A 20854-nucleotide genomic window follows, 5' to 3' on the forward strand; every position below is an offset into this window, starting at 1 on the left:
TCATGGCGTCGATTGAAGGGAAGGCGGGTGGGTCCGCATCGGTTTTCGAGTTGATGAACCCCGCTTCCGTGGCGGTGGTCGGGGCGTCCGAGGATCGTCGCAAGTTTGGCGGCCGCATCCTGCATTTGTTGAACAACCAGGGGTACCAGGGCCGGATTCTGCCGGTCAATCCGGTGCGCGCGGAGATACTGGGGCACCAGGCCTACCGTTGCATCATGGACCTGCCGCACGCGCCGGACCTGGTGATCCTGGCGATTCCGCGGGACCTGGTCGTCCAGGCCGTGTCCGACTGCGGCGATATCGGCGCCAAGGGGGTGATCGTCGTCGCGTCCGGGTTCTCGGAATCGGGCGATGACGGGGCGCGGCTGGAGCAGCAACTGCTTGCCGTCGCGCGCGAGAAGGCGGTGCGCCTCATCGGGCCGAATTGCGTGGGCGTCGTCAGCCCCGCCAACGGGTTTTCGTTGGCGACCACGGTGTCCCTGGTGGACCGCGCCCCGGTGAAGGGGCACATCGGTCTGATCAGCCAGAGCGGGGCGGTCATGGGGACGATGATCGATCGCGGCATCAGCCAGAACGTCGGCTTTTCCCATTGCATTTCCGTGGGCAACCAGGCGGACGTGGATTTCTGCGATTTCGTCGATTTCATGATCGACGATCCGGGCACGCACGTGATCTGCACTTATGTCGAAGGCATCAGGCGTGCGGATCTGTTCCTGCGCGCGGCCGAGCGCGCCCAGGCGGCGAACAAGCCGTGGCTGCTGATGAAGTCGGGCAGGACCGAGGCCGGCGCCGCTTCGGCGTTCTCGCATACGGCGAGTCTTGCGTCGAACCAGGCGATCTTCGATGGCGTGTGCCGCCAGTTCGGCATTGTGCAGGTCGACGACGTCGAGGGCATGCTGGTCGCGGCGTCCGGCTGGAACAAGTATCCGGACATGCGGGTCCGTTCGGTGGCGGTCCTGTCGCCGTCCGGCGGCGGCTGCACGATTGCCGCGGACCGGCTCAGCGATATCGATGTGCCCCTGGCCTGCTTCTCCGATAGCGCCACGGCGGCGCTCGCGCCGCTTTTCGATGGCCCGGTGCGCAATCCGGTGGACATCGGCGCGGCCAACGACGGCGCCGCGATGGGCTACGTCGAGACCATCCACCGGGCCGCGCTGCAGGACGAACAGGCGGACCTTGTGCTGTCCGTCGTGACCAACGCGCCGGTGCTTACCGAGGTCGGGAAAATGATAGGCGATGCGGCCAGGGCGGTGGACCGGCCGCTGCTGGCGGTCGTCATGCCCGGCGGCTATGCCGAGGGGGCGCGCGAGCATCTGGCCGCGGCGGGCGTGCTTTGCACCGATTCGCTGGACGCGGCGATGCGCGCCATCGACGCCTGGCATGCGTGGGCGTAGCGGCCGGCGGCCAGCAGTGCGGTCCGGCCGCAGGGGCTGCCCGTCCCGCAGCCGGGCGGCGCCGGCCGCCTGGACGAGGCCGGGGTCAAGCGGCTGCTGGGGCGCTACGGCATTCGCGTCAACGAAGGGCGAGTCGCCTCGACGCCCGATGAGGCAGCGGCCGCGGCCCAGGCGCTGCGCGCGCCGTACGTGGTCAAGGTGATCAGCGACGACATCAGCCACAAGACGGAGGTGGGCGGCGTCAAGCTGGGCCTGGCGGACGGCCCCGCGGTGCGGGCGGCGGTCGTGGAAATGGCGGCGCAGGTGCGGCGAAAACGGCCCGACGCGCGGGTCGATGGCTTCCTGGTGCAGGAGTTCGTGCGCGGCGAGCTGGAGTTGCTGCTTGGGCTGAAGCAGGACGCGCAGTTCGGCGTGACCCTGGCCGTCGGCGCCGGCGGCACGCTTGCCGAGATCCTGCGCGACGTGGTGTTCGCGCCGTGTCCGATCTCCAGGGAGAGCGCCGGGCGGCTGCTGGAGCGGCTCAAGCTGGCGCCGCTGTTCGGCGGCGTGCGCGGGGGGCCGCCGCTGGATGTGGCGGCGGTGGCGGACGCGATGGTCCGCCTGAGCTGGCTCGGCCACGACCTGCGCGACAGCCTGCAGGAGCTGGACATCAACCCGTTGCTGGTTCTTGCCGACGGGGCGGGATGCGTCGCGGTGGACGGGCGCGCATTGTCGAGCTGAGACAGACCGCGCCCGACGCTTTATTCAAGTTCGACAGGGGGAAAACATGGAAGTCACTTACCAGTCGCTCGACGGGATTGCGCTGATCACGATCAACAGGCCGCAGCGGGGGAATTCGATGAACCCGGCGGTGGTCCGGGAACTGGCCCGGGCCTGGGAGCGATTCTCCGACGGGGATGAGCTGGTCGCGGTGATCACGGGCGCGGGCGACGATGCGTTCTGCACCGGGGCGGACCTCAAGGAGTTGCCGGGCGAGGTATGGCGCGCGCTGCCCAACTTCGCCGTGCCCACCGACAAGCCCATCATCGCCGCGGTCAGCGGCCATGCCGTGGGAGGAGGCTGCACCCTGGCGCTCTACGTGGACATGATCGTCGCCAGCGAGTCGGCGAAGTTCGTCTATCCGGAGGCGAAGCTGGGCATCTTCCAGGGAATCATGGGGGGCTTTCCCAGAAAGCTGCCTTACGCGGCCGGATTGGAGTGGATCACGACCGGCGACCCCATGTCCGCGCAGCGCGCATACGAACTGGGTTTCGTGAACAAGGTGTGCAAGGTGGGCGAGCAGGTCGAGGTGGCGCTGGAGATGGCGCGCAAGATCGCCGGCAGCGCGCCGCTGGTCGTGCAGGCCATGAAGCACCTGGCGCTCAAGACCTTGCCGGCCAACCCCATGGAAACCTTCTATCCGCAAAAGCGCATGCTCGAGGCGATCGCCAGGAGCCAGGATGCCGAGGAGGGTCTCCAGGCGCTGCGCGACAAGCGCGCTCCGGTATTCAAGGGCTGCTAGGCAGCGGCGGTTCGCGGGACGGCGCGCGCAGACGGGCCTGCCCATTTCGATCAGGATGTGCACAGGAGACAAATCATGATTCGTTCTTCGTTGGTCCATTGGTCGGCTGCCCTGGCGATGCTGGGCTGCCTGTCGGGCGTCAGCGCCGCGGGTGCGGCCGCCGGGTTTCCGGCGCAGCCGATCACGCTCGTCGTTCCCTACCCGCCGGGCGGCACGGCCGACAGCCTGGCCCGGGTGCTGGCCAAAAGCATGGGCGCGCGACTGGGCGTGAACATGATCGTGTTGAACAAGGGCGGGGCGGGCACGGTGGTCGGCACGCAGTTCGTGGCCAATAGCGCCGCGGACGGGTACACGCTGCTGTTTACCGCCACGCCGTTCGCGATCAATCCCTCGCTGTTCGAAAAGCTGCCCTATGACACGTTGAAGGATTTCACGGTCGTGTCCGATATCGCCGAGACGCCCCTGGTCGTGGCGGTCGGTTCCGGCACGTCCATCAATACCCTGGGCGAGCTGGTGGGCCGGCTGAAAACCGGCAAGGACAATTCATATGGCTCCGCGGGGCCGGGCAGTTCGCCGCACCTGGTCAGCGAATTGCTGCTGCACGAGGTGCAGGGGGAGGCGACGCACATTCCGTATCAGGGCAGCATGCCGGCGGTGATGGACCTGGTCGCCAATCGCACGACGTTCATGTTCGATACGCCGCTGTTGATGCTGCCGCTGGCCAGGGAGGGCAGGCTGAAGCTGCTTGCGCAAACCTCCACGCAGCGCTCGCCCCTGCTGCCCTCGGTGCCCACGCTGCAGGAAAGCGGGTATCCGAACCTGAGCGTGACGTCATGGTTCGTGGTTGCCGCGCGCTCGGGCACGCCGAGGGAGGTGCTCGAAAAGCTGAATTCGGCGATCAATTTCGCGCTGGCCGACCCGGTTGTCGCGGGCGCCTACGAGGCGCAGGGGATGATCAAGACCGGCGGGACGCTCGACAAGGCGCAGGCCAAGCTGCGGCAGGAAGTGAAGAACTGGGCGCTGGCGGTGCAGGTGTCCGGGGCCAAGGTGCGCTGATCCGGGCGGGCCATGGCCCGCCCGCAATCCGCGGCGCCGGATGCAATATGGGCCGGGTGCCGCGGATTATGGTTCCAATATTGAATTTAAATATTCATTATTAATATTTGTGGTGCGATTCCTGAATAAGAAAATTCAATAATAAATAATAAAAAGAAGCAGTTTCTTATTCCTCCAGGCACAGGTTGCGCCGGCAGGCGGCGTTGCGCCCCATGCATCCCGGCTTGCCGGCAAGGCCGCGCCGGCGCGTGATCTCCAGCGCGCGCGCGGCCGGTTTCCATCGCGTTTCCCCCGCCGCCGCGCGCCTCCAGGCATGGCCATGATGCATTGATTGCATTATGACTTTATGGAATATCCGGCAGGCAAATCGGAAATTGACAGAATAATTGCCGTGCCCCAACCTAGCCGCACGCTGTTTTCGTGATGTTTTGTTTTTTCACTGCGTGTACTGGAGGCATTTATGCGTGAGCCCACTCCTGAATTGGTGGCGCGCCGTCGCGAACTGGTCGAGGCAACGATGACGCGGGTGCGCGCCATCGAAAAGCAGCACGGCCCGACCCGCGAGGCGCTGGAGGCGATCAAGAATGAATTGCTGGCGCTGGCCCGTGAACGGGATGTTTTCCTTACCACGGAATTCAAGCCGGCCAAGCGGGGGACCTTCAAGGACTTCGTTGCCTATCGCTTGAACGAAGAGGACGGCACGGGGCGGGCGATGTATCTGTCGCTGGCGCTGCCCGGCAAGTCGAGCCCGCCGCACAATCACAAGAACTGGGCGGTGCTGGTCGGTCTGGTCGGCGCCGAGGAAAACCGGCTTTACGAGGTGGACGAGAGCGGCAGCTTTCGCCAGCGCGACGCGATCATGGTCGGCCAGGGCGTGGGCGTGGCATTGATGGGCGACGACATCCACAGTATCCACGTGCAGGGCGTGGGCGACGAGCCGGTCTGGCAACTGCGCTTCTACGAGCGTCCGCTGGAAGACCAGGTGGACCGCGAGCAATTCGATCCCGGCACGGGCAAGCGCGAGATGTTCCCGCCCAATCCCAATGTGAAGCCATCCTGAAGGGAAGGCGCCGTCCATGGGGCGGGAGCGTAGCGGGTCGTGGTCCTGACAATAATCCGGCAGGGGAGATGGCGATGAAGCGACGTGAAATGTTGAGTCTTTGCGGCAAGTCCGTGATCGCGCTGGGCTGTGGCGGTCTTCCGGCGATCTTGCGGGCCCAGGGGCGTTTCCCCTCCAAGGCGTTGACGTACGTGGTGGCCTACACGCCAGGGTCGGCCAATGACATCCTGGTGCGGATCCTGGCGCCGGAGCTGGGCACCCAGCTCGGGCAGAGCATCATCGTGGACAACAAGCCCGGGGCGGGCGGCAGCATCGGGATGGCGGCCGTCGCGCAATCGAAGGCGGACGGCTACACGCTGGGCCTGGGCTCGACGGCGACGATGGCGATCAATCGCGCGCTGTACAAGAACCTGCCTTATGACCCCTTGCGGGACTTCGAGTCGGTGGTGAAGTTCGCCTCGACGGCCAACGTGCTGGTGGTGCCGGCCGGCGGCCCGGCGAAGACCCTGGCGGACCTCAAGCCGCGCGACGGCAAGTCGCTGATGTTCAGTTCTCCCGGCAATGGGACGACGCAGCATCTGGCGGGGGTGTTGTTCAGCAGTACGACGAAGCTGCCGACCGAGCATGTGCCGTATCGCGGTCCGGCCGAATCGGTGATGGCGGTGGCGTCGGGCGAGGTGGATTTCTCGCTGGCGTCCCTGCCGTCGGCGCTGGCGCAGATCCGCGCCGGCCGGCTGCGGGTGCTGGGCTGTACCTCGCTCAAGCCGCCGTCCAGCCTGCCGCAGGCGGTGTCGCTGGCGGAGCAGGGCTTGCCGGGCTTCGAGCGTACCGAGGTGTGGTTCGGGCTGGTGGTGCCGTCGGGTACGCCCGACCAGGCGAGGCTGGCCCTGGAACAGGCGTCGGTCCAGGTGCTGGGCAAGCAGGACGTGCGCGAAAAGCTGGAACAGGCGGGGTATCAGCCCGCGAATCCGCAGTCGGAGGGCAAGTTCGATCCGTTCGTGCGCGAGCAGGTGGCGTTCTGGGCCGATCTGGTGAAGCAGGCGGGCGCTTCGATCGATTGAACGCTGGCCGGGCCGGATGGGCGGGCGGCATGCATGCATGGGGGTGGGGATGTCCGAGGTCGTGAGCGCGCAATGGTTGAGGCAGCGCCTGGAAAGCGGGGCGGAGTGCGCGGTGGTGGATCCGCGCGAAGAGGGGGCGCATTCGGTGTCGCCGCACTTGTTCCATGCGGTCAACCTGCCGCTGTCGCAGTTGGAGCTGCGGGTGGAGCGCCTGTTTCCGCGCCGCGACGTGCCGATCGTGGTGGCGGGCGCGGGCGACGCGCTGGACGAGCGCGCGCGGCGCCGGCTGCAGGAACTGGGGTACGCGGGCGCCGTGCGGCTGGAGGGCGGCTCGCCCGCCTGGGCCGGCCTGGGGCTGCCGTTGTTCACGGGGTTCAACACGGCCAGCAAGGCGTTTGGCGAGTATGTGGAGCATGGTTGCGCGACGCCGTCGATTTCGGCCGACGAGTTGCGGGAGATGGTGGCGTCGGGCCGTCCGCTGGTGATCATGGACAGCCGTACGCCGGCCGAGCACCGCCGGGCGACGATTCCGGGTTCGGTAAGCGCGCCGGGCGCGGAACTGGTATTGCGCTACGCGGAACTCGCGCCGGATCCGCACACCACCCTGGTGGTCAACTGCGCGGGCCGTACGCGCAGCATCATCGGGGCGCAGTCGCTGATCAATGCCGGGGTGCCGAATCCGGTGTTCGCGTTGCGCAACGGCACGATGGGCTGGGCGCTGGCCGGCCACAAGGTCGAAACGCAGTCCGCGCGCCAGGCCCCGGAGCCGGGCGCGGCGACGCTGGCGTTGGCGCAGCAGCGCGCGGCGGCGGTGCGGCGCCGTTTCGGGATCGGCGCGATCGGCGCGGCCGAATTGCAGCGTCTGCGCGCCGGCGGCGAGCGAACGGTTTACCTGTTCGATGTGCGCACGCAGCAGGAGTACGAGCGCGGGCACGTGCCCGGCGCCGTGCATGCCCCGGGCGGCCAGCTGGTGCAGGCGACCGATTCTTATGTGGCGGTGCGCAATGCGCGCATCGTCCTGTATGACCATCATGGGGTGCGCGATGTCATGACCGGATCGTGGTTGCGCCAGATGGGGCATGAGGATGTGGTGACGTTGCGGGCCGATGCGGTGTCCGCGGCGCAACTAGCCGCGGGCCCGCAGGCGGTGCGGGTGGCCGGGCTCGATGGCGCGCGGGCGCGCCGGCTGGCGCCGGCCGAGGCGGCCGGGAGCCTGGCGCAATACACGGTGGTGGACGTCGGCGCTTATCGCGATTACCAGGCTGGCCACCTGCCGCAGGCGTATTGGGTGACGCGGGCGCGCCTGGCCGAGGCGCTGGACGGGTTGCCGGCCGACTGGCCGTTGCTGCTGGTGTCGCCGGACGCCTTGCTCGCGCAACTTGCCTGCGCCGATGTGACGGCCTCGGCCGCCAGGCCGGTATATGTGCTGGAGGGCGGCATGGCGCGCTGGCGCGCAGAGGGCCGGCCGGTCGAGGAGGGCGACGGGCGGCCCTTGCACGAGCCCGACGATGCCTTCGTCAAGCCCTTCGAGGCCAGGGATCGCGAGTCGTCGATGCAGGCCTACCTGGATTGGGAGGTGGGCCTGCTTGACGCGGTGCAGCGCCATCCCGCCATACGCTTCGACTTGTACAAGGAATGAGCCTCTGGTAGAGCTTTCTCCATCCAGGGAGGAAGACGATATGAATCTGAGGCAAATCGAGGCGTTTCTGGCGGTGGTCGACCTGGGCACCGTGACCCGGGCGGCGGAAACCATGTATGTGACGCAGTCGGCGGTAAGCCGGCTGATCTCCCGGCTCGAGCGCGAGGTGGGCTTTACGCTGTTCGATCGCCGCCAGGGCCTGATGGCCCCGACGGCCGAGGCCAAGGCGCTGCACGCGGAGGCCATGCGTTCGTATATCGGGCTGAAGGAGATCCAGTTCGCGGCGCAGCGGATTGCGCAGATCGGCAGCGGCATGCTGAAGGTATGCGTGATGAGTTCGCTGCAGCAGGGAGCGCTGCCCAGGCTGGTGACGGAGTTCATGCGCAAGCATCCCGGGATTTCGGTGATGTTCGACGTGCAGCGCCACTACGACGTGGTGTACGCGGTGTCGCGCGGCAGCGCCGAGATCGGTTTCGCGACGCTGCCGGTGGACCATCCCAATATCGAGTCGCTGCCGATCGCGCGCACGCCGGTGGTGTGCCTGCTGCCGACCGGGCATCCCCTGGCCGAGCTGGAAGCGATACGGCCCATGGATTTGCACGGCGTGGATTTCCTCAGCGTGCCGCGCATGCGTTTCAACGATCGCATTACCCGCATTCTCGAAGCGCATGGGGCGAGGCCCCGCACGCGTATCGAGGCGGGCACGATGCTCGCGGCCATGGCGCTGGTGGAGGCCGGGGCCGGGGCCGGGGCTTTTGTCGTCGATGCCTTTACGTTGGGGGCGGTGCGCGATGCGCAGGTCGTGCTCCGGCCGTTCCATCCGGAAGTCATCGTCGAGGTTGGGGCCTTGTATTCGAATTCCCAGCCGCTTTCCATCCTGGCATCCAGGTTCCTGGAGCATTGCCGGGCATTCCAACATGAGATGGAGACAACATGAATGCTTGCCTGCCCGCCGAGGCGCCCTTGGCCGACCCCGATCCGCTCGACCCCGATCGCAAGGCGGTGGATGAGGTGGCCCGGATACTGAAGGCCGAACACACCGAGCTGCTGTTCTGCTTTCCGATCAACTCCCTGATCGACGCCGCGACGGCGGCAGGCATCCGGCCCGTGGTGGCGCGGACCGAACGCGCCGTCGTGGGGATGGCCGACGGCTATGTGCGCGCCAGCCTGGGCGAGCGGGTAGGGGTATGTGCGGTGCAGTATGGGCCCGGCTGCGAGAACGCGTTCGGCGCGATGGCGCAGGCGTATTCGGATTCGTCGCCGGTGCTGATGCTGCCGGGCGGCGTGAACGAGTCGCGTACGGACGTGCGGCCGAATTTCGAGACGGCCAAGCACTATGGGAACATCACCAAATGGGTGGCGCGCGTCAACCGGCCCGATCGCGTGGGCGAGATGATGCGGCGCGCCTACACCGGGCTGCGCAACGGCCGGCGCGGGCCCGTGGCGCTGGAGCTGCCCATGGACGTGATGGAGCAGCCGGTCGGCCGCTCGGCGTCGCGCCACGCGCCCAGCCAGGCCATCCGCACGCTGTGCGATCCGGACACGGTGCGCGCGGCGTGCAGGCTGCTGCTGGCGGCTGAGCGGCCGGTGCTGCACGCGGGGGCGGGGGTATTGCAGTCGGGCGCCACGCCGGAGCTGGTGGAGCTGGCCGAGTTGCTGTCGATTCCGACAATGACGACGTTGTCCGGCAAGAGCGGTTTCCCCGAGCGGCATCCGCTGGCGCTGGGCAGCGGCGGCATGGCATGGCCGGCGACGGTGGCGCATGGGCTGCGCACGGCAGACCTGCTGTTCGGCGTCGGCGCGAGCCTGACCAAATCGGTGTTCGCCGCGCCCCTGCCCGCCGGGCGGCGCGCCATGCAGCTGGCGGTGGACGATTCGGACCTGAACAAGGACTATCCGCTGGACCATGCCTTGCTGGGCGATGCCAGGCTGGTGCTGCGGCAGATGATAGACATGCTCAAGAACGAGTTCGGCGTGCAGCCGGATCCGGCCCGCACCGCGCGCACAGGCGGCGAACTCGAGGCAATACGGCAGGCCTGGCTGCGCCAGTGGCACGACAAGCTGACGTCGGCGTCGCGGCCCATCAATCCGTACCGGGTGGTGCATGACCTGCAGATCGCCTGGGCGGATCGGGACGTGATCATCACGCACGATGCCGGCAGCCCGCGCGACCAGCTCAGTCCGTTCTACCGCTGCCGCCGGCCGGGCGAATACCTGGGCTGGGAGCGGTCGACCCATCTGGGCTACAGCCTGCCCCTGGCGCTGGGCGCCAAGATGGCGCGCCCCGACGCGCTGGTGGCGCACTTGCTGGGCGACGCGGCGTTCGGCGAATGCGCGATGGACCTGGAGACGGCAGTGCGCAACCGGATCGGCACCGTGACGGTCCTGATGAACAATGGCTGCATGGGCGGCTACGACAAGCACATGCCTTTGTCGAGCACCACGCATCGCACGCGCTTTCTGTCCGGCGACTACGAGATGATCGCGCGCGGCCTGGGCGCGTGGACCGAGCGGGTGGAGGATCCGGCCCGCTTGGTCGAGGCCTTGCGCGAGGCGGCGCGCGTCGCCGATACCGGCCGGCCCGCGGTGCTGGAAATCATGACCGCCGAGGAGAAGGCCTTGTCCCAGGAAGCGCCGTAGCGGGCGGCAGGCCGCAAGAAGCCGGCGCCCGTCCCTGGGTGTTCACATCGTGAACACCCTGCTTCTGTTTCACGCGTCTCCGATCCTACGATGGCTGCGCACTGATGGGTGCGTTGCCAAGCATCGGAGACAGACGGGTGACATCAACTATTCCTGGCAGCCCTGCGTTGGATGGGCTGGTCGTACTGGACATATCGCGCGTGCTGGCGGGCCCCCTGGCTGGCCAGATCCTGGGGGACCACGGTGCCAATGTCATCAAGGTCGAATCGTTCAACGGCGACGACACGCGGGGATACGGCCCGCCGTTCGTCGGCGAGGACGCGGCCTATTTCCTGGGCCTGAATCGAAACAAGCGCAGCATTGCCGTCGACCTGTCCCGGCCGCAGGGCCGGGACCTGTTGCTGGATATGGTGCTGGGCGCCGACGTGCTGATCGAGAACTTCAAGCGCAGCACGTGGCGCAAGTGGGGCATCACGGATTTCGGCCAGCTCAGCGCGCGCAACCCGCGGCTGGTCCATTGCCGCATTTCCGGTTTCGGCGACGATGGCCAGCTCGGCGGCATGCCGGGCTATGACGCGGCGGTCCAGGCGCTGACCGGGTTCATGACGATCAACGGGCCCGCCGAGGCGGACCCGACCAAGCTGGGCGTGCCCATCATCGACGTCAGCACGGGCTTGAATGCGGCGATCGCGATTTCGCTGGCGCTGTTCGAGCGGTCGAAATCCGGCAAGGGGCAGTTGGTGGAGGTCAGCCTGTTCGATACGGCGCTGGCCATCCTGCACCCGCATGCGGCCAATGTGCTGGCCGGCGGGAAGGCCGAGCGCAGCGGCAACCTGCATCCGAACATCTATCCCTATGACTTGTTCCCGACCCGCACGGCGGATATCTATCTGGCCGTGGGCAACGACGGCCAGTTCCGCTACCTGTGCAAGTCGCTCGGCTGCCCGCAGCTCGCCGACGACGGCCGCTTCTCGTCCAACCGGCTGCGGGTCGCCAACCGCGCGGCCTTGCGCGAGATCCTGACGCAGCGCCTGCAGGACGTGGATGGCTCCGAGCTGTTCCAGGGCTTGCTGAACAACGGGGTGCCGTGCGCGCCGGTGCATTCGGTGCAGGAGGCGCTCGAGCTCGAGCATCTGCGGCAGCGCGACGGCCTGGTGCGGGTGGGGGAATACCAGGGGCTGCGCTCGCCCATCCGGATGCAGCGCACGCCGCCTTCGGTGCGGGCCCGTCCGCCCGGCATCGGAGAGCATACGGACGAGCTGCTGGGCGAGCTGGGCTTGCCGCCGGGGCAGATCGCCAGGCTGGTGGACGAGGGCGTGGTCAAGGTTTCCAAGGAGCGAGCATGAACCATATCAGTATCAGGTACGAGGACTCGGTGGCGGTGGTGACTTACGACCGGGGAGAGAAGAAGAATGCGATGTCGATGCAGATCATCCGGGACCTCACCGCGACGGCCGAGGCGCTGAAGGATCGCCACGACATCACGTGCGTGGTGCTCGGCGGCAGCCGCGCGGCGTTCAGCGCCGGGGTGGACCTGACCGACCCGGAGCGTTTCGACCTGGCCGGCAAGAGCCTGAGCGAGCAACGCCAGATCCTTACCCTCGGCACGCGCATGTGCCGGGCCTGGGAGGAACTGCCGCAGATCACCGTCGCGGCCATCGAGGGCATGAATGTGGGCGGCGGCGTGGCGCTGACGCTGTGCTGCGACTGGCGCGTGATGGCCGACGACGCGTATCTGTTCGTGCCCGAGGCCCAGATCGGGATCAACCTGAGCTGGAACGCGATCCCGCGGCTGGTGAACATGGTCGGCGCCTCCATGGCCAAGCAGATCGTGCTGCTCGGCGAGAAGATGCCCAGCGCCCAGGCCAGGGAACTGGGCCTGGTCGATTGGGTGGTGCCGGGCGGCAGCGCCGAGGCGCGCGCCATCGAGGTCGCCGGCCGCGTATCGCAGTGTCCGGCGCATGTGGTGAGAATGAGCAAGCAGAGCATCAACGCCCACGCGAACGCGCTGAATCATCTCGGCACGTATATGGATGTCGATCAGGCCATGGTGTGCGGCGCCTCGCCCGAGGCGGCGCGCGCGCGGCCAGTTCAACAAGGCGCGGGCCTAGCGGCCGCGCGCGGCCGGCTGGACAAGAAAAACGACCAGGAGACAAAAGATGAATACCAATATCGCGAAGTGGCTGGGGCGGCTGGTGGTGGCCGGCGTGGCGTTCGGATCCGGCGCGCCGGCCGCGCCGGCCGCGACGGCCGCCGATCAGCCATCGTCCTGGCCGCGCAAGTCGGTGACGATCGTGGTTCCCTTCTCGCCGGGCGGGTCCACCGACCAGATCGCCAGGCTGTTCAGCGCCAAGCTGGCCGAGAAGCTGGGACAGCCGTTCGTGGTCGTCAACCGCCCCGGCGCCGGCACGATCGTGGGCATGCAGGAGGTGGTGCGCGCCAGGCCCGACGGCTACACGCTGCTGCTGGCGGTGCCTCCCCTGGTAGTCAACCCGGCCCTGTACCCGCAGCTCAGCTACCAACCGCTGCGCGATACGCAGGCGGTGGGCCTGGTGGCGCTCAATCCGAACGTGCTGGTGGTGCCGGCCGACTCGCCATGGCGCACGCCGCAGCAATTGTTCGAAGCCGCCCAGGCCAAGCCGGACACGATCACGATCGGCTCGCCCGGCATCGGCACCGTGCCGCACCTGGTCAGCCTGCTGATCGGACAGGAGCTGAACGTGCGCGTGGTGCCGGTGCCCTACAAGGGCAGCGCCGCGCTCATGCCCGACCTGGTCAGCGGCCGGGTCAACGCGGCGATGGACAATCTGTTCGCGCAAGTGGCTTGTGAACTGTCAATAGGTTGTATTCGTCCAGGTTGAGTCTGGAGATGGGTACAGCGCGCCCGATGCCTTGGTGGGGTCGATGCCAGTTGTAGTGGTGTAGCCAGGATTTCATGGCATCGGCTCGGTGTTGGGAGTTCTGGTAGGTGTGAGCGTAAGCCCACTCACGCAAGGCCGACTGGATGAAGCGTTCGGCCTTGCCATTGGTCTGTGGGCGGTAAGGTCGGGTAAAGCGGTGCTTGATGCCCAGCTCATGGCACAGCGCGGCGAAGGCGCGGCTGCGAAAGGCCGAGCCATTGTCGGTGAGCAAGCGCTGGATGGTCACGCCCAGGCGCTGGTAGTAGGCCACTGCGTCCTTGAGGAACTGGACGGCGCTGGGGAAGCGCTCGTCGGGGTGGATGTCGGTGAAGGCCACGCGGGCGTGGTCATCGATGGCCACGAAGACGAAGTCCCAGCCGGCCCCCTCAACGGTATCGCGTCGGTTGCCCGTGACCCGGTGGCCAGGGCGCTGGATACGTCCCAGCTTCTTGATGTCGATGTGCAGCAGATCGCCGGGGGCCTGATGCTCGTAGCGCACCACCGGCTCGGCCGGCTCCAGGTCGGCCAGGTGCGACAGACCGGCGCGGGCCAGGACGCGGCTGACGGTGCTGGCTGACACGCCCAGCGCCTGGGCGATGCGCGCTTGGGTCAGCCGCTTGCGGCGCAGCTCCACGATAGCCAGCGCCTTGGCCGGCGCAATCGCTCGGGGCGAGACCGTCGGGCGCGAGGACGCATCGGCCAAGCCCGCCTGGCCCTGAGCCAGGAAGCGGCCCAGCCATTTGCGCACAGTCGGCGCGGTGACCCCATAGGCGCGGGCCGCTTCAGGCACACAAACTTGATGGGCGATCAATTGCTGGACCATTTCGAGTCGACGTAGGAAGGTCAATCGGGCATGCTTATGGGTGTTCATCCGGCCGGGCTCCTTGAGTGAACTGGGGGGGTGGCGATTTCCAGTTTCTCAAATCCGGTTCGGATGAACCATGCATACAACCTATTGAATCTTCACAACTAGGTCATCGCTGAGCGCGGCGATGCGCTGCTGCTGCGCGTTGCGCGCCTCGGCGGGCGTGAACAGCGCCCCGACCGTCGCGCCGTCGAAATACGGCACGGGATCGGCGGCCAGATCGCGGATCTTGACCATACCGCCGGGTTCGGACTGCTTCAGGCGGGCCAGCAGATGGTCGGCCAGTTGCTTGGAATTCGAACGATCGCCAAGGATCGAGGACAGGATGACGAGGGTTTTCATAAGGTGGGCCTCCAGTGGTACGGCGTCGTGCCGTGTAGCCATGGCGTTACTTTAAGAGGCTTCATTGTTTACATAAACCCAGTTAAGATGAACTGTTCGTTCTGAATTTAGAACAATTTTCATGCAAGATCTCAACGACCTCTACTACTTCGCCCAAGTCGTCGAGCAAGGCGGCTTCAGTGCGGCATCGCGGGTGCTCGATGTCCCGAAATCCCGCCTGTCGCGCCGCATCTCGCAACTGGAGGACCGGCTGGGGGTGCGCCTGCTGCAACGCACGACGCGCCGCCTGCGCCTGACCACGGCCGGCGAACGCTACCTGCACTACTGCCAGGAAATGACGGCGTCCGCGCGTGCGGCCGAGGACGCCATGCGGCAGTTGCAATCCGCGCCCGCGGGCCCGGTGGTGGTCAGTTGCCCGGTGTCGATTGCCCAGCAGATGCTGGCGCCGCTGCTGCCGGAATTCCTCGACGCCTGGCCGTCGGTATCGGTGCAGCTGCTGGTCACCAACCGGCGGGTGGACGTGATCCGGGAGGGGGTGGACCTGGCCTTGCGCGTGCGCACCAAGCTGGATACCGATGCCGAGCTGGTGGTCAAGCATCTGGGCATAGCCAGCGGCACCCTGGTGGCAAGCCCCGCCTACCTGCAACGCCATGGCACGCCCGAAACGCCGCAGGAACTGGCCTCGCATCGCACGCTCAGCTTCAACGACCCGCAGAACGAAGTGCGCTGGCCGCTGACCAACCAGCGCGGGGAATCGGTCGAAGTCGCCGTGCAGCCGGTGCTGGCCAGCAATGACTTCATCGTGCTGACCCAGGCCGCGGTGCGCGGGCGCGGCATCGCGCTGCTGCCGTCGATGGCCAGCGAAGCGGAGCTGCGGCGCGGCGAGCTGGTGCGGGTACTGCCGGACTGGCGCTCGCCGGAAGGCATCGTGCATTGCATCTACCCGTCGCGGCGCGGCATGATGCCCGCCGTGCGCGCTTTCCTGGACTTTCTTGCCAAGCGCGTGCCCCCGCTGGTGCGCCAGAGCGACACGGCCCGGCCGTAGGGCCGGCCTCAGGCCTTGCGGCCGGCGACCTCGGCCGTGTCCTGCGGCGCCGGCGGCGCGGCGGCCGGGGCCATGAGGGCCGCGGCGCGCGCCGCGACCCGCACCAGCAACGCGTGCAATTGCTCGGCCGTCAGGCGGCCGACATGCTCGCGCGCCCACAGGATGGCCTCGCCCTGCTCGGACAGGTCCAGCAGCACGGGCGGCCACTGCGCCAGGCTGTTGACCAGCGCCGCGCCCGGCAGCGGATCGGGCGCCGGACCAAGCGGCAGCAGCACGGTCACCATGTCGTCCTCGCATCCGATATGGACCGCCCATTGCTCATCGATGGCCAGGGAGGTGACCGGCTCGTCGGCGCCAACGGGCAGCCCCAGCAGGTGGCGCAGGTTGCGGATGAGCAAAGGGAACATGGCATCTCCTGAGCATACGTACGGATGGGGTCACATATGCTGACCTCCCCGGCGCCCGGCCCAAATCAGGCAAACGCTGCCCGCCATGGGGGAAAGCGGCCTAACGAGCACGGACTTCTCCGCGCCACGCGGGACGCGAAGAACGCCGGACAGGCCGCGGTTACCAACATGGCATCCGGCGGGCTGGCTGTCGCCCGCGCCGCATCCGGCCATCGCCGCCCCAACCACGGAGGACCCGCACATGTTGAGCAACAACGTCAATCCGGTCGTCGGCCTGTCGTACCGCCCCCTGCCCGAGACGCCGCCCAGCGGCCAGGCCGCCGCACACCCCTCCATGCGCCTGCTCGAGCCGAACAACGACGAATTCGTGCGCAGCGTGGCCAGCCCGCGCCTGCACCACAGCAGCGAGGCGCTGCGCGAAGTCAAGCACGATGTCAGGCAGTTCCAGGCCAGCGGCGACCGCTCGCTGCAGCAACTGCGCGACCTGGAAGTGGCGCTCAATCACTGGGAGGCCAGCCAGCCCAGGGAGTTCGCCAAGCGCGGCGGCCTGGTGGCCGAATTGCGCACCGCCATCGACGCCTACAAGCAGCAGCTGCACGAGCAGGCGCCCAGCCATGCCAATCTGGACGTGAAATGGCTGGATGGGCTGCGCGCCGGGTCGATGGCGCTGCAAGGCGACGTCAAGGTCTGGATGCAGAACCTCGAAGACCTGCATACGCGGCGTCCCGACGAATTCGCCGCCCGCCTGCAGCAATCCACCGACGCGCTGTACAGCCACCTGGAGGCCCAATGGGCGAAGCAGCACGGAACGCCGCCCACGGCGAGCGACGTCGCGGGCATGCCGCAATGGCAGGAATACACCGCCATGCTGCGCGAGCGCTTCGCGGGCCTGGACACCATACGCCCCAACCTGACGGCCGAGGAAAACGGCGTCGCCATCCTCAAGACGCAGACGCAGCTGCTGGCTTTGCAGCGGGCGCAGGAAGCGCTGCAGGCCAGCCTGGCCGACGGCGTGTCGCACCAGGGCGACGTCGGCCTGCTGCGCACCCAGTTGCTGGCCGGCATGGTCGAAGGATTGATCGCCCTGCAGCAGGCCGACGACGACAGCGCGCTATGGAGCCGCCCTTCCGCCGCCGATAGCGGCGGCCGCCTGTCCGTCGAAGCCGGTGCCAAGGCCAGCACCGATTTCGAGGCGCCGGCCAGCAAGGGCGAGCTGCTCAGGGGCAAGGGCATCAGCGGCGAAGCCGTGCTGGAGGCGTTCGCCAACATCGAGATGAGCGTAAGCGGCTCGCGCGCCGGCGCCGCCGGCGAGGCGGAAGGCTCGCTGCGGCTGTACGGCGAGTCCACGGCACGCGCCGAGGTGTCCGGGTCGTTCGAGCCTTTCGCCCTGTCGGGCAGCATCGGGCGCGAGGAAGCCGACGGCGACACCGCGGCCAGCGCCAACCCCGTGCTGTCGCTGAACGTGAGCGCCGAGCTGTCGAGCAAGCTGGGGCTGGAAGCCCAGGGCTCGGTGACGCTGGGCAGTTTGCTCAAGCTGGATGCCGAAGGACGCGCGGAAGTCGGCGCCAGCGCCGAGGTCTCGGGCGCGGCGGCGATCGACAAGCGCAGCGACGGCCTCAGCGTGCGCCTGGAGGCCCAGGCCGAGGCCTTCGCGGGCCTGAAGGCCGAAGGAACGTTGACGGCCAACCTGCTGCACAGCAAATATGCCGACGCGCACGGGCTGACCGCCTCGGTCACCGGTAGCGCCGCCAATGTCGGACTGGGAGCCACGGCCGAGGGCAAGCTGGTGGCCAGCCCCGGCCAGTTCGAAATGGGCGGCGAGGTCGGCACCACGCTCGGCGTGGGCGGCAATATCGGCTGGAACAGCAAGGTCGACGTCAACGCTTCGACCGCCTACGCCTACGAACTGGCCTCGGCGGCCATGGCGCGCTTTGACGCCTTACGCGCCAGCCAGCTCGACCATGACGCCAAGACCAGCGGCAACGAAAGCCAGCTCAACCGCCTGGCGGCCAACCTGCAATCGCACATCGACGCGACCAGCCAAAAACTGGATGCACTGAACAGCGCCGGGGTCGAAAGCCGGATCCGCAAGGTGGACGGGTTTGCCGCCGGCGACGGCGCCCAGGCGGCGGCCGGCCTGGCGGCACAAATGGCCTTGGTGGAAACGGGCGCGGACCTCAGCCACGACATCAAGATCACGGCGCTGAATCTACGCGCATGACGGCGAGGCGTTCGAGGCGAGGCGCTCAGCCGCTGCGCCGGAACGCCTCGGCCTCGTCGGCCGGCGCGCTCTGGTCGTACAGGGGAATCCAGAACACGGCGCACAATCCGATCCCGCCCTGGGCGTTGGGCTCGCCGTCGCGCAATTCGATATCGCCATCGTTGCGCCGCGCATAGGCACGGGCAATCGACAGCCCCAGCCCCGATCCCGACGACGACGCATGGCGGTCGCCCGCCATGCGGTCGAACCGGGCAAACGCCCGGGCGCGCAATAGCGGCTCGATGCCGGGGCCATCGTCGGCGACCTGCACCTCGGCGCGGCCGGGGTAGCGCACGACCGATACCGTGATGTGCGCCCCCGCCGGGGCATAGTTGATGGCGTTGTGCACCAGGTTGGACAGGGCCTCGTGCAGTTCGACCTCGCTGCCCCAGACCGGCACCACGGCGGTGTCGCTGGCGCCTTCGGCCTCGTCGCCGCGCGCGTCGACCCAGCCCAGATCCTGCTGCTTCTCGTGGGCCAGCGGCAGATACTGCAGCACGACGTCGCGCGCCACGTCGTTGAGGTCGAGCTCCTGGCGCGGTGGCGCATCGGCCTGGCTGGCATGCGCCAGCGACAGCAGCTGCTCGGTCAGGCAGCGGGTGCGGCCAAGCTGGTCGACGATGGCGCGCAACCCCTCCTGGGCGCGCACCGGATCGCGCTCGCGCAAGGCGTATTGCGCCTGGGTCAGCATGATGGCCAAGGGCGTGCGCAACTGGTGCGACGCGTCGGCCAGGAACTGCGACTGTTCGTCCAGCACGCGGCGATGACGGGCAATGTGGTGATTGACGGCCTCGACCAGCGGCGCGACCTCGCTGGGCACCCGCGTGGCGTCCAGCGGCGTCAGGTCGTCGGGCCGGCGGGTGCGGATATCGTTGCGCAGGCGCACCAGCGGCCGCAGGGCCCAGTTCACCCCCCACCAGACCAGCAAGGCCACCAGCGCCAGCATGCGGGTATCGCGCAAGACCTCCTGGCGCTGCGCGCTGGCCTCGGCCTCGACGCGCTTGCCGATGCTTTCGGCCACCACGACCAACACCTGGCGATGCTGGTTGCGGTAGTAGAGGTCGCGCACCACGGCCACGGCGCGCACCGGATCGTTGCGATACACCGCGTCGAAGAAGACCGGCTGCCCGTTGCTGCGCGGCCAGTACGGAGGACGCGGCATCTCCGGCATGCCCGACAGCGCCCGGCCGGGCTCGCGCGGCATGCCGGGCAGGTTTTCAGGCCAGGGGGGGTCGATTTCCTCGATGCGGTAATACTTTCGCATCCCGGCCTTCGCACCAACCCTTTTCGGCGCATTTTTGGCGTAACGCCAACAATGCCATACATTACTCAGAAATTCGAGTGCCTGGGGATTTGCCATCCCCCACCGCTTTGACTTAGGCCCACAAAATCGCCTACTTTTCTACGCCAGATCCACGCCAGGATTTACGCCAAGGGAGAGTAGAGGATGGGGACGTACCGCAAACGCGGGGACACATGGCGGGCTGAAATAAATAAGGCCGGCGTCCGAGAGAGCAAGACGTTTCCCACGAAGCGCGAGGCCCAGGAGTGGGCCGCGGCCCGGGAAACGGAGCTGGCGACCATCGCCGTGGGGGAATCACCCCGAAATCTGTTGCGCAAGTGCTACAGCGGTACTGCGACGAGATATCCCCTCGGAACAAGGGGCACCGCTGGGAGCGGGTCCGGATCGCGCGCTTCTTGAAAGAAGAGGCGGATCTTTGCGCCAAGCTCATCCACACCATCAGTACCGCGGACCTCGGCGCATGGCGTGATCGCCGGCTGGCGCAGGTGCAGCCCGTCTCGGTACGGCGTGATATTGCCCTCCTGCGGGCCGCCTGGGGTTACGCCAGGCGCGAATGGAGGAACCTGAAGGATGAACCCCTGGCTGGACCTGACGATGCCGCCAGAGGGCCGTCATCGTGAGCGAATTTACACCCAGGACGAAGTAGACCGCCTCGTATTGGCGCTCGGCTGGGAAGAAGGGCAGAAGGTGGTGACCGCCCGCCAGCAGACAGCCGTTTGTTTCCTGCTATCCCTCGAAACCGCCATGCGGTCAGGCGAGCTGCTGTCGCTGGAGCACTCGCAGGTAGACCTGAAAAAGCGGGTAGCGCAACTGGACCAGACGAAGAATGGTGACCGCCGGGCGGTGCCTCTGTCCTCGCGGGCCGTTGCGCTGTTCAAGAGCCTGGCCGGCCTGAACGATGTCAAGGTCTTCACGATCACGCCGGCGCTGCGTGATGTGTATTTCCGGCAGGGTAAGGCCATCGCTGAAGTCGACGGGGCCACGTTCCACGACGCCCGCGCTACAGCACTCACGAGGCTATCGAAGAAGCTGTCCATCCTGGAACTGGCCAGGATGGTCGGGCACCGGGATCCGCGCAGCCTCATGATCTATTACCGCGAGAGCGCCGCGGATATCGCCAAGAAACTGGATTAAGCCGCGCGCCTGCCATCGGGAGCCTGGCGCCGGCCATCAATCCAGTCCTCGACCTCGCTGTACTTCCAGCGGCGCGCGCCGCCGAAAATGAAGGGGCGGGGAAAGTCCTTCCGCTTGGTCAGCCTGTCACGCACATGCGCGGGATTCAGCTGCAGGAGGCTGGCGATTTCGGTGTGTGTGATAAAGCGGTCTTCCATCTATTCCTCCCGTTCTTCCTTTTCGATTTCTCGGTTCAGCCAGCGGTGCA

At 67.4% G+C, this 20854-nt stretch carries 17 protein-coding genes and 3 pseudogenes; 15 read left to right on the forward strand and 5 right to left on the reverse strand.

Features of this window, described 5'->3' with window-relative positions; translation table 11 throughout:
• The first annotated feature begins 53 nt into the window (after positions 1–53).
• The 12 genes and pseudogenes from BN118_RS20605 (at position 54) to BN118_RS01335 (ending at position 13212) form a co-directional block, all read left to right on the forward strand.
• Positions 54–1394 carry an acetate--CoA ligase family protein gene (locus BN118_RS20605; RefSeq protein ID WP_227914921.1) on the forward strand — a complete coding sequence of 447 codons (1341 nt, stop codon included), beginning with the start codon at positions 54–56 and terminating at the stop codon, positions 1392–1394.
• Positions 1395–1463: 69 nt separating this feature from the next.
• Positions 1464–2114, forward strand: a complete 651-nt coding sequence (locus BN118_RS20610; protein WP_257792206.1) for an acetate--CoA ligase family protein — start codon at positions 1464–1466, stop codon at positions 2112–2114.
• A 46-nt stretch (positions 2115–2160) separates the two neighbouring features.
• Entirely contained in the window at positions 2161–2895 is a 735-nt protein-coding gene (locus BN118_RS01290) for an enoyl-CoA hydratase/isomerase family protein (protein ID WP_014905432.1), read from the forward strand.
• Positions 2896–2970: 75 nt separating this feature from the next.
• Entirely contained in the window at positions 2971–3951 is a 981-nt protein-coding gene (locus tag BN118_RS01295) for a tripartite tricarboxylate transporter substrate binding protein (RefSeq protein WP_014486055.1), read from the forward strand.
• Positions 3952–4411: 460 nt separating this feature from the next.
• On the forward strand, positions 4412–5011 hold the full coding sequence (locus BN118_RS01300; protein WP_003807865.1) for a cupin domain-containing protein: 600 nt from the start codon (positions 4412–4414) through the stop codon (positions 5009–5011).
• A gap of 68 nt (positions 5012–5079) precedes the next feature.
• Complete coding sequence (locus tag BN118_RS01305; protein ID WP_003807867.1) at positions 5080–6072, forward strand: Bug family tripartite tricarboxylate transporter substrate binding protein; 993 nt, start codon at positions 5080–5082, stop codon at positions 6070–6072.
• A 49-nt stretch (positions 6073–6121) separates the two neighbouring features.
• On the forward strand, positions 6122–7711 hold the full coding sequence (locus BN118_RS01310; protein WP_014486054.1) for a rhodanese homology domain-containing protein: 1590 nt from the start codon (positions 6122–6124) through the stop codon (positions 7709–7711).
• Between the two features lie 40 nt (positions 7712–7751).
• Entirely contained in the window at positions 7752–8648 is an 897-nt protein-coding gene (locus BN118_RS01315) for a LysR family transcriptional regulator (protein WP_014486053.1), read from the forward strand.
• Positions 8645–10351, forward strand: a complete 1707-nt coding sequence (locus tag BN118_RS01320) for a thiamine pyrophosphate-requiring protein (RefSeq protein ID WP_014905433.1) — start codon at positions 8645–8647, stop codon at positions 10349–10351. Before BN118_RS01315 ends, BN118_RS01320 begins: the two co-directional genes overlap by 4 nt.
• A 167-nt stretch (positions 10352–10518) precedes the next feature.
• Complete coding sequence (locus BN118_RS01325; protein WP_019247259.1) at positions 10519–11697, forward strand: CaiB/BaiF CoA transferase family protein; 1179 nt, start codon at positions 10519–10521, stop codon at positions 11695–11697.
• A 77-nt stretch (positions 11698–11774) separates the two neighbouring features.
• Positions 11775–12341: pseudogene (locus BN118_RS19350) on the forward strand (enoyl-CoA hydratase/isomerase family protein); the annotation flags it as partial.
• A 169-nt stretch (positions 12342–12510) separates the two neighbouring features.
• On the forward strand, positions 12511–13212 hold the full coding sequence (locus tag BN118_RS01335; RefSeq protein ID WP_014486050.1) for a Bug family tripartite tricarboxylate transporter substrate binding protein: 702 nt from the start codon (positions 12511–12513) through the stop codon (positions 13210–13212).
• Here the strand turns inward: BN118_RS01335 and BN118_RS01340 are convergent.
• Both BN118_RS01340 and BN118_RS01345 read right to left on the reverse strand, forming a co-directional pair.
• On the reverse strand, positions 13139–14122 hold the full coding sequence (locus BN118_RS01340; protein WP_014486049.1) for an IS481-like element IS481 family transposase: 984 nt from the start codon (positions 14120–14122) through the stop codon (positions 13139–13141). The two genes, BN118_RS01335 and BN118_RS01340, sit on opposite strands and share 74 nt — an antisense overlap.
• A gap of 87 nt (positions 14123–14209) precedes the next feature.
• Positions 14210–14458 (reverse strand): annotated as a pseudogene (locus tag BN118_RS01345) (NAD(P)H-dependent oxidoreductase); the annotation flags it as partial.
• Between the two features lie 121 nt (positions 14459–14579).
• On the opposite strand from BN118_RS01345, the gene BN118_RS01350 reads away from it, so the two are divergent.
• Positions 14580–15503 carry a LysR family transcriptional regulator gene (locus BN118_RS01350; protein ID WP_010929840.1) on the forward strand — a complete coding sequence of 308 codons (924 nt, stop codon included), beginning with the start codon at positions 14580–14582 and terminating at the stop codon, positions 15501–15503.
• 8 nt (positions 15504–15511) lie between these two features.
• On the opposite strand, the gene BN118_RS01355 is transcribed toward BN118_RS01350, so the two are convergent.
• Positions 15512–15910 (reverse strand): type III secretion system chaperone family protein, encoded by a 399-nt coding sequence (locus BN118_RS01355; RefSeq protein WP_003814626.1) that lies wholly within the window; start codon positions 15908–15910, stop codon positions 15512–15514.
• A gap of 241 nt (positions 15911–16151) precedes the next feature.
• Between BN118_RS01355 and bopC the strand changes: the two genes are divergently transcribed.
• Entirely contained in the window at positions 16152–18131 is a 1980-nt protein-coding gene (bopC, locus tag BN118_RS01360) for a type III secretion system effector BopC (protein ID WP_014905434.1), read from the forward strand.
• Positions 18132–18156: 25 nt separating this feature from the next.
• On the opposite strand, the pseudogene BN118_RS01365 reads toward bopC, so the two are convergent.
• A pseudogene (locus tag BN118_RS01365) lies at positions 18157–19446 on the reverse strand (sensor histidine kinase); the annotation flags it as partial.
• Positions 19447–20043: 597 nt separating this feature from the next.
• Here BN118_RS01365 and BN118_RS20615 point away from each other — a divergent pair.
• The gene (locus BN118_RS20615) at positions 20044–20607 is read left to right on the forward strand and encodes a site-specific integrase (protein WP_227914919.1); all 564 of its coding nucleotides are present in this window, start codon (positions 20044–20046) and stop codon (positions 20605–20607) included.
• Here BN118_RS20615 and BN118_RS01375 read toward each other — a convergent pair.
• Positions 20604–20804, reverse strand: a complete 201-nt coding sequence (locus BN118_RS01375) for a helix-turn-helix transcriptional regulator (RefSeq protein WP_010926403.1) — start codon at positions 20802–20804, stop codon at positions 20604–20606. The two genes, BN118_RS20615 and BN118_RS01375, sit on opposite strands and share 4 nt — an antisense overlap.
• Positions 20805–20854: the final 50 nt, after the last annotated feature.

Source organism: Bordetella pertussis 18323 (assembly GCF_000306945.1).
Lineage (GTDB): Bacteria > Pseudomonadota > Gammaproteobacteria > Burkholderiales > Burkholderiaceae_B > Bordetella > Bordetella pertussis.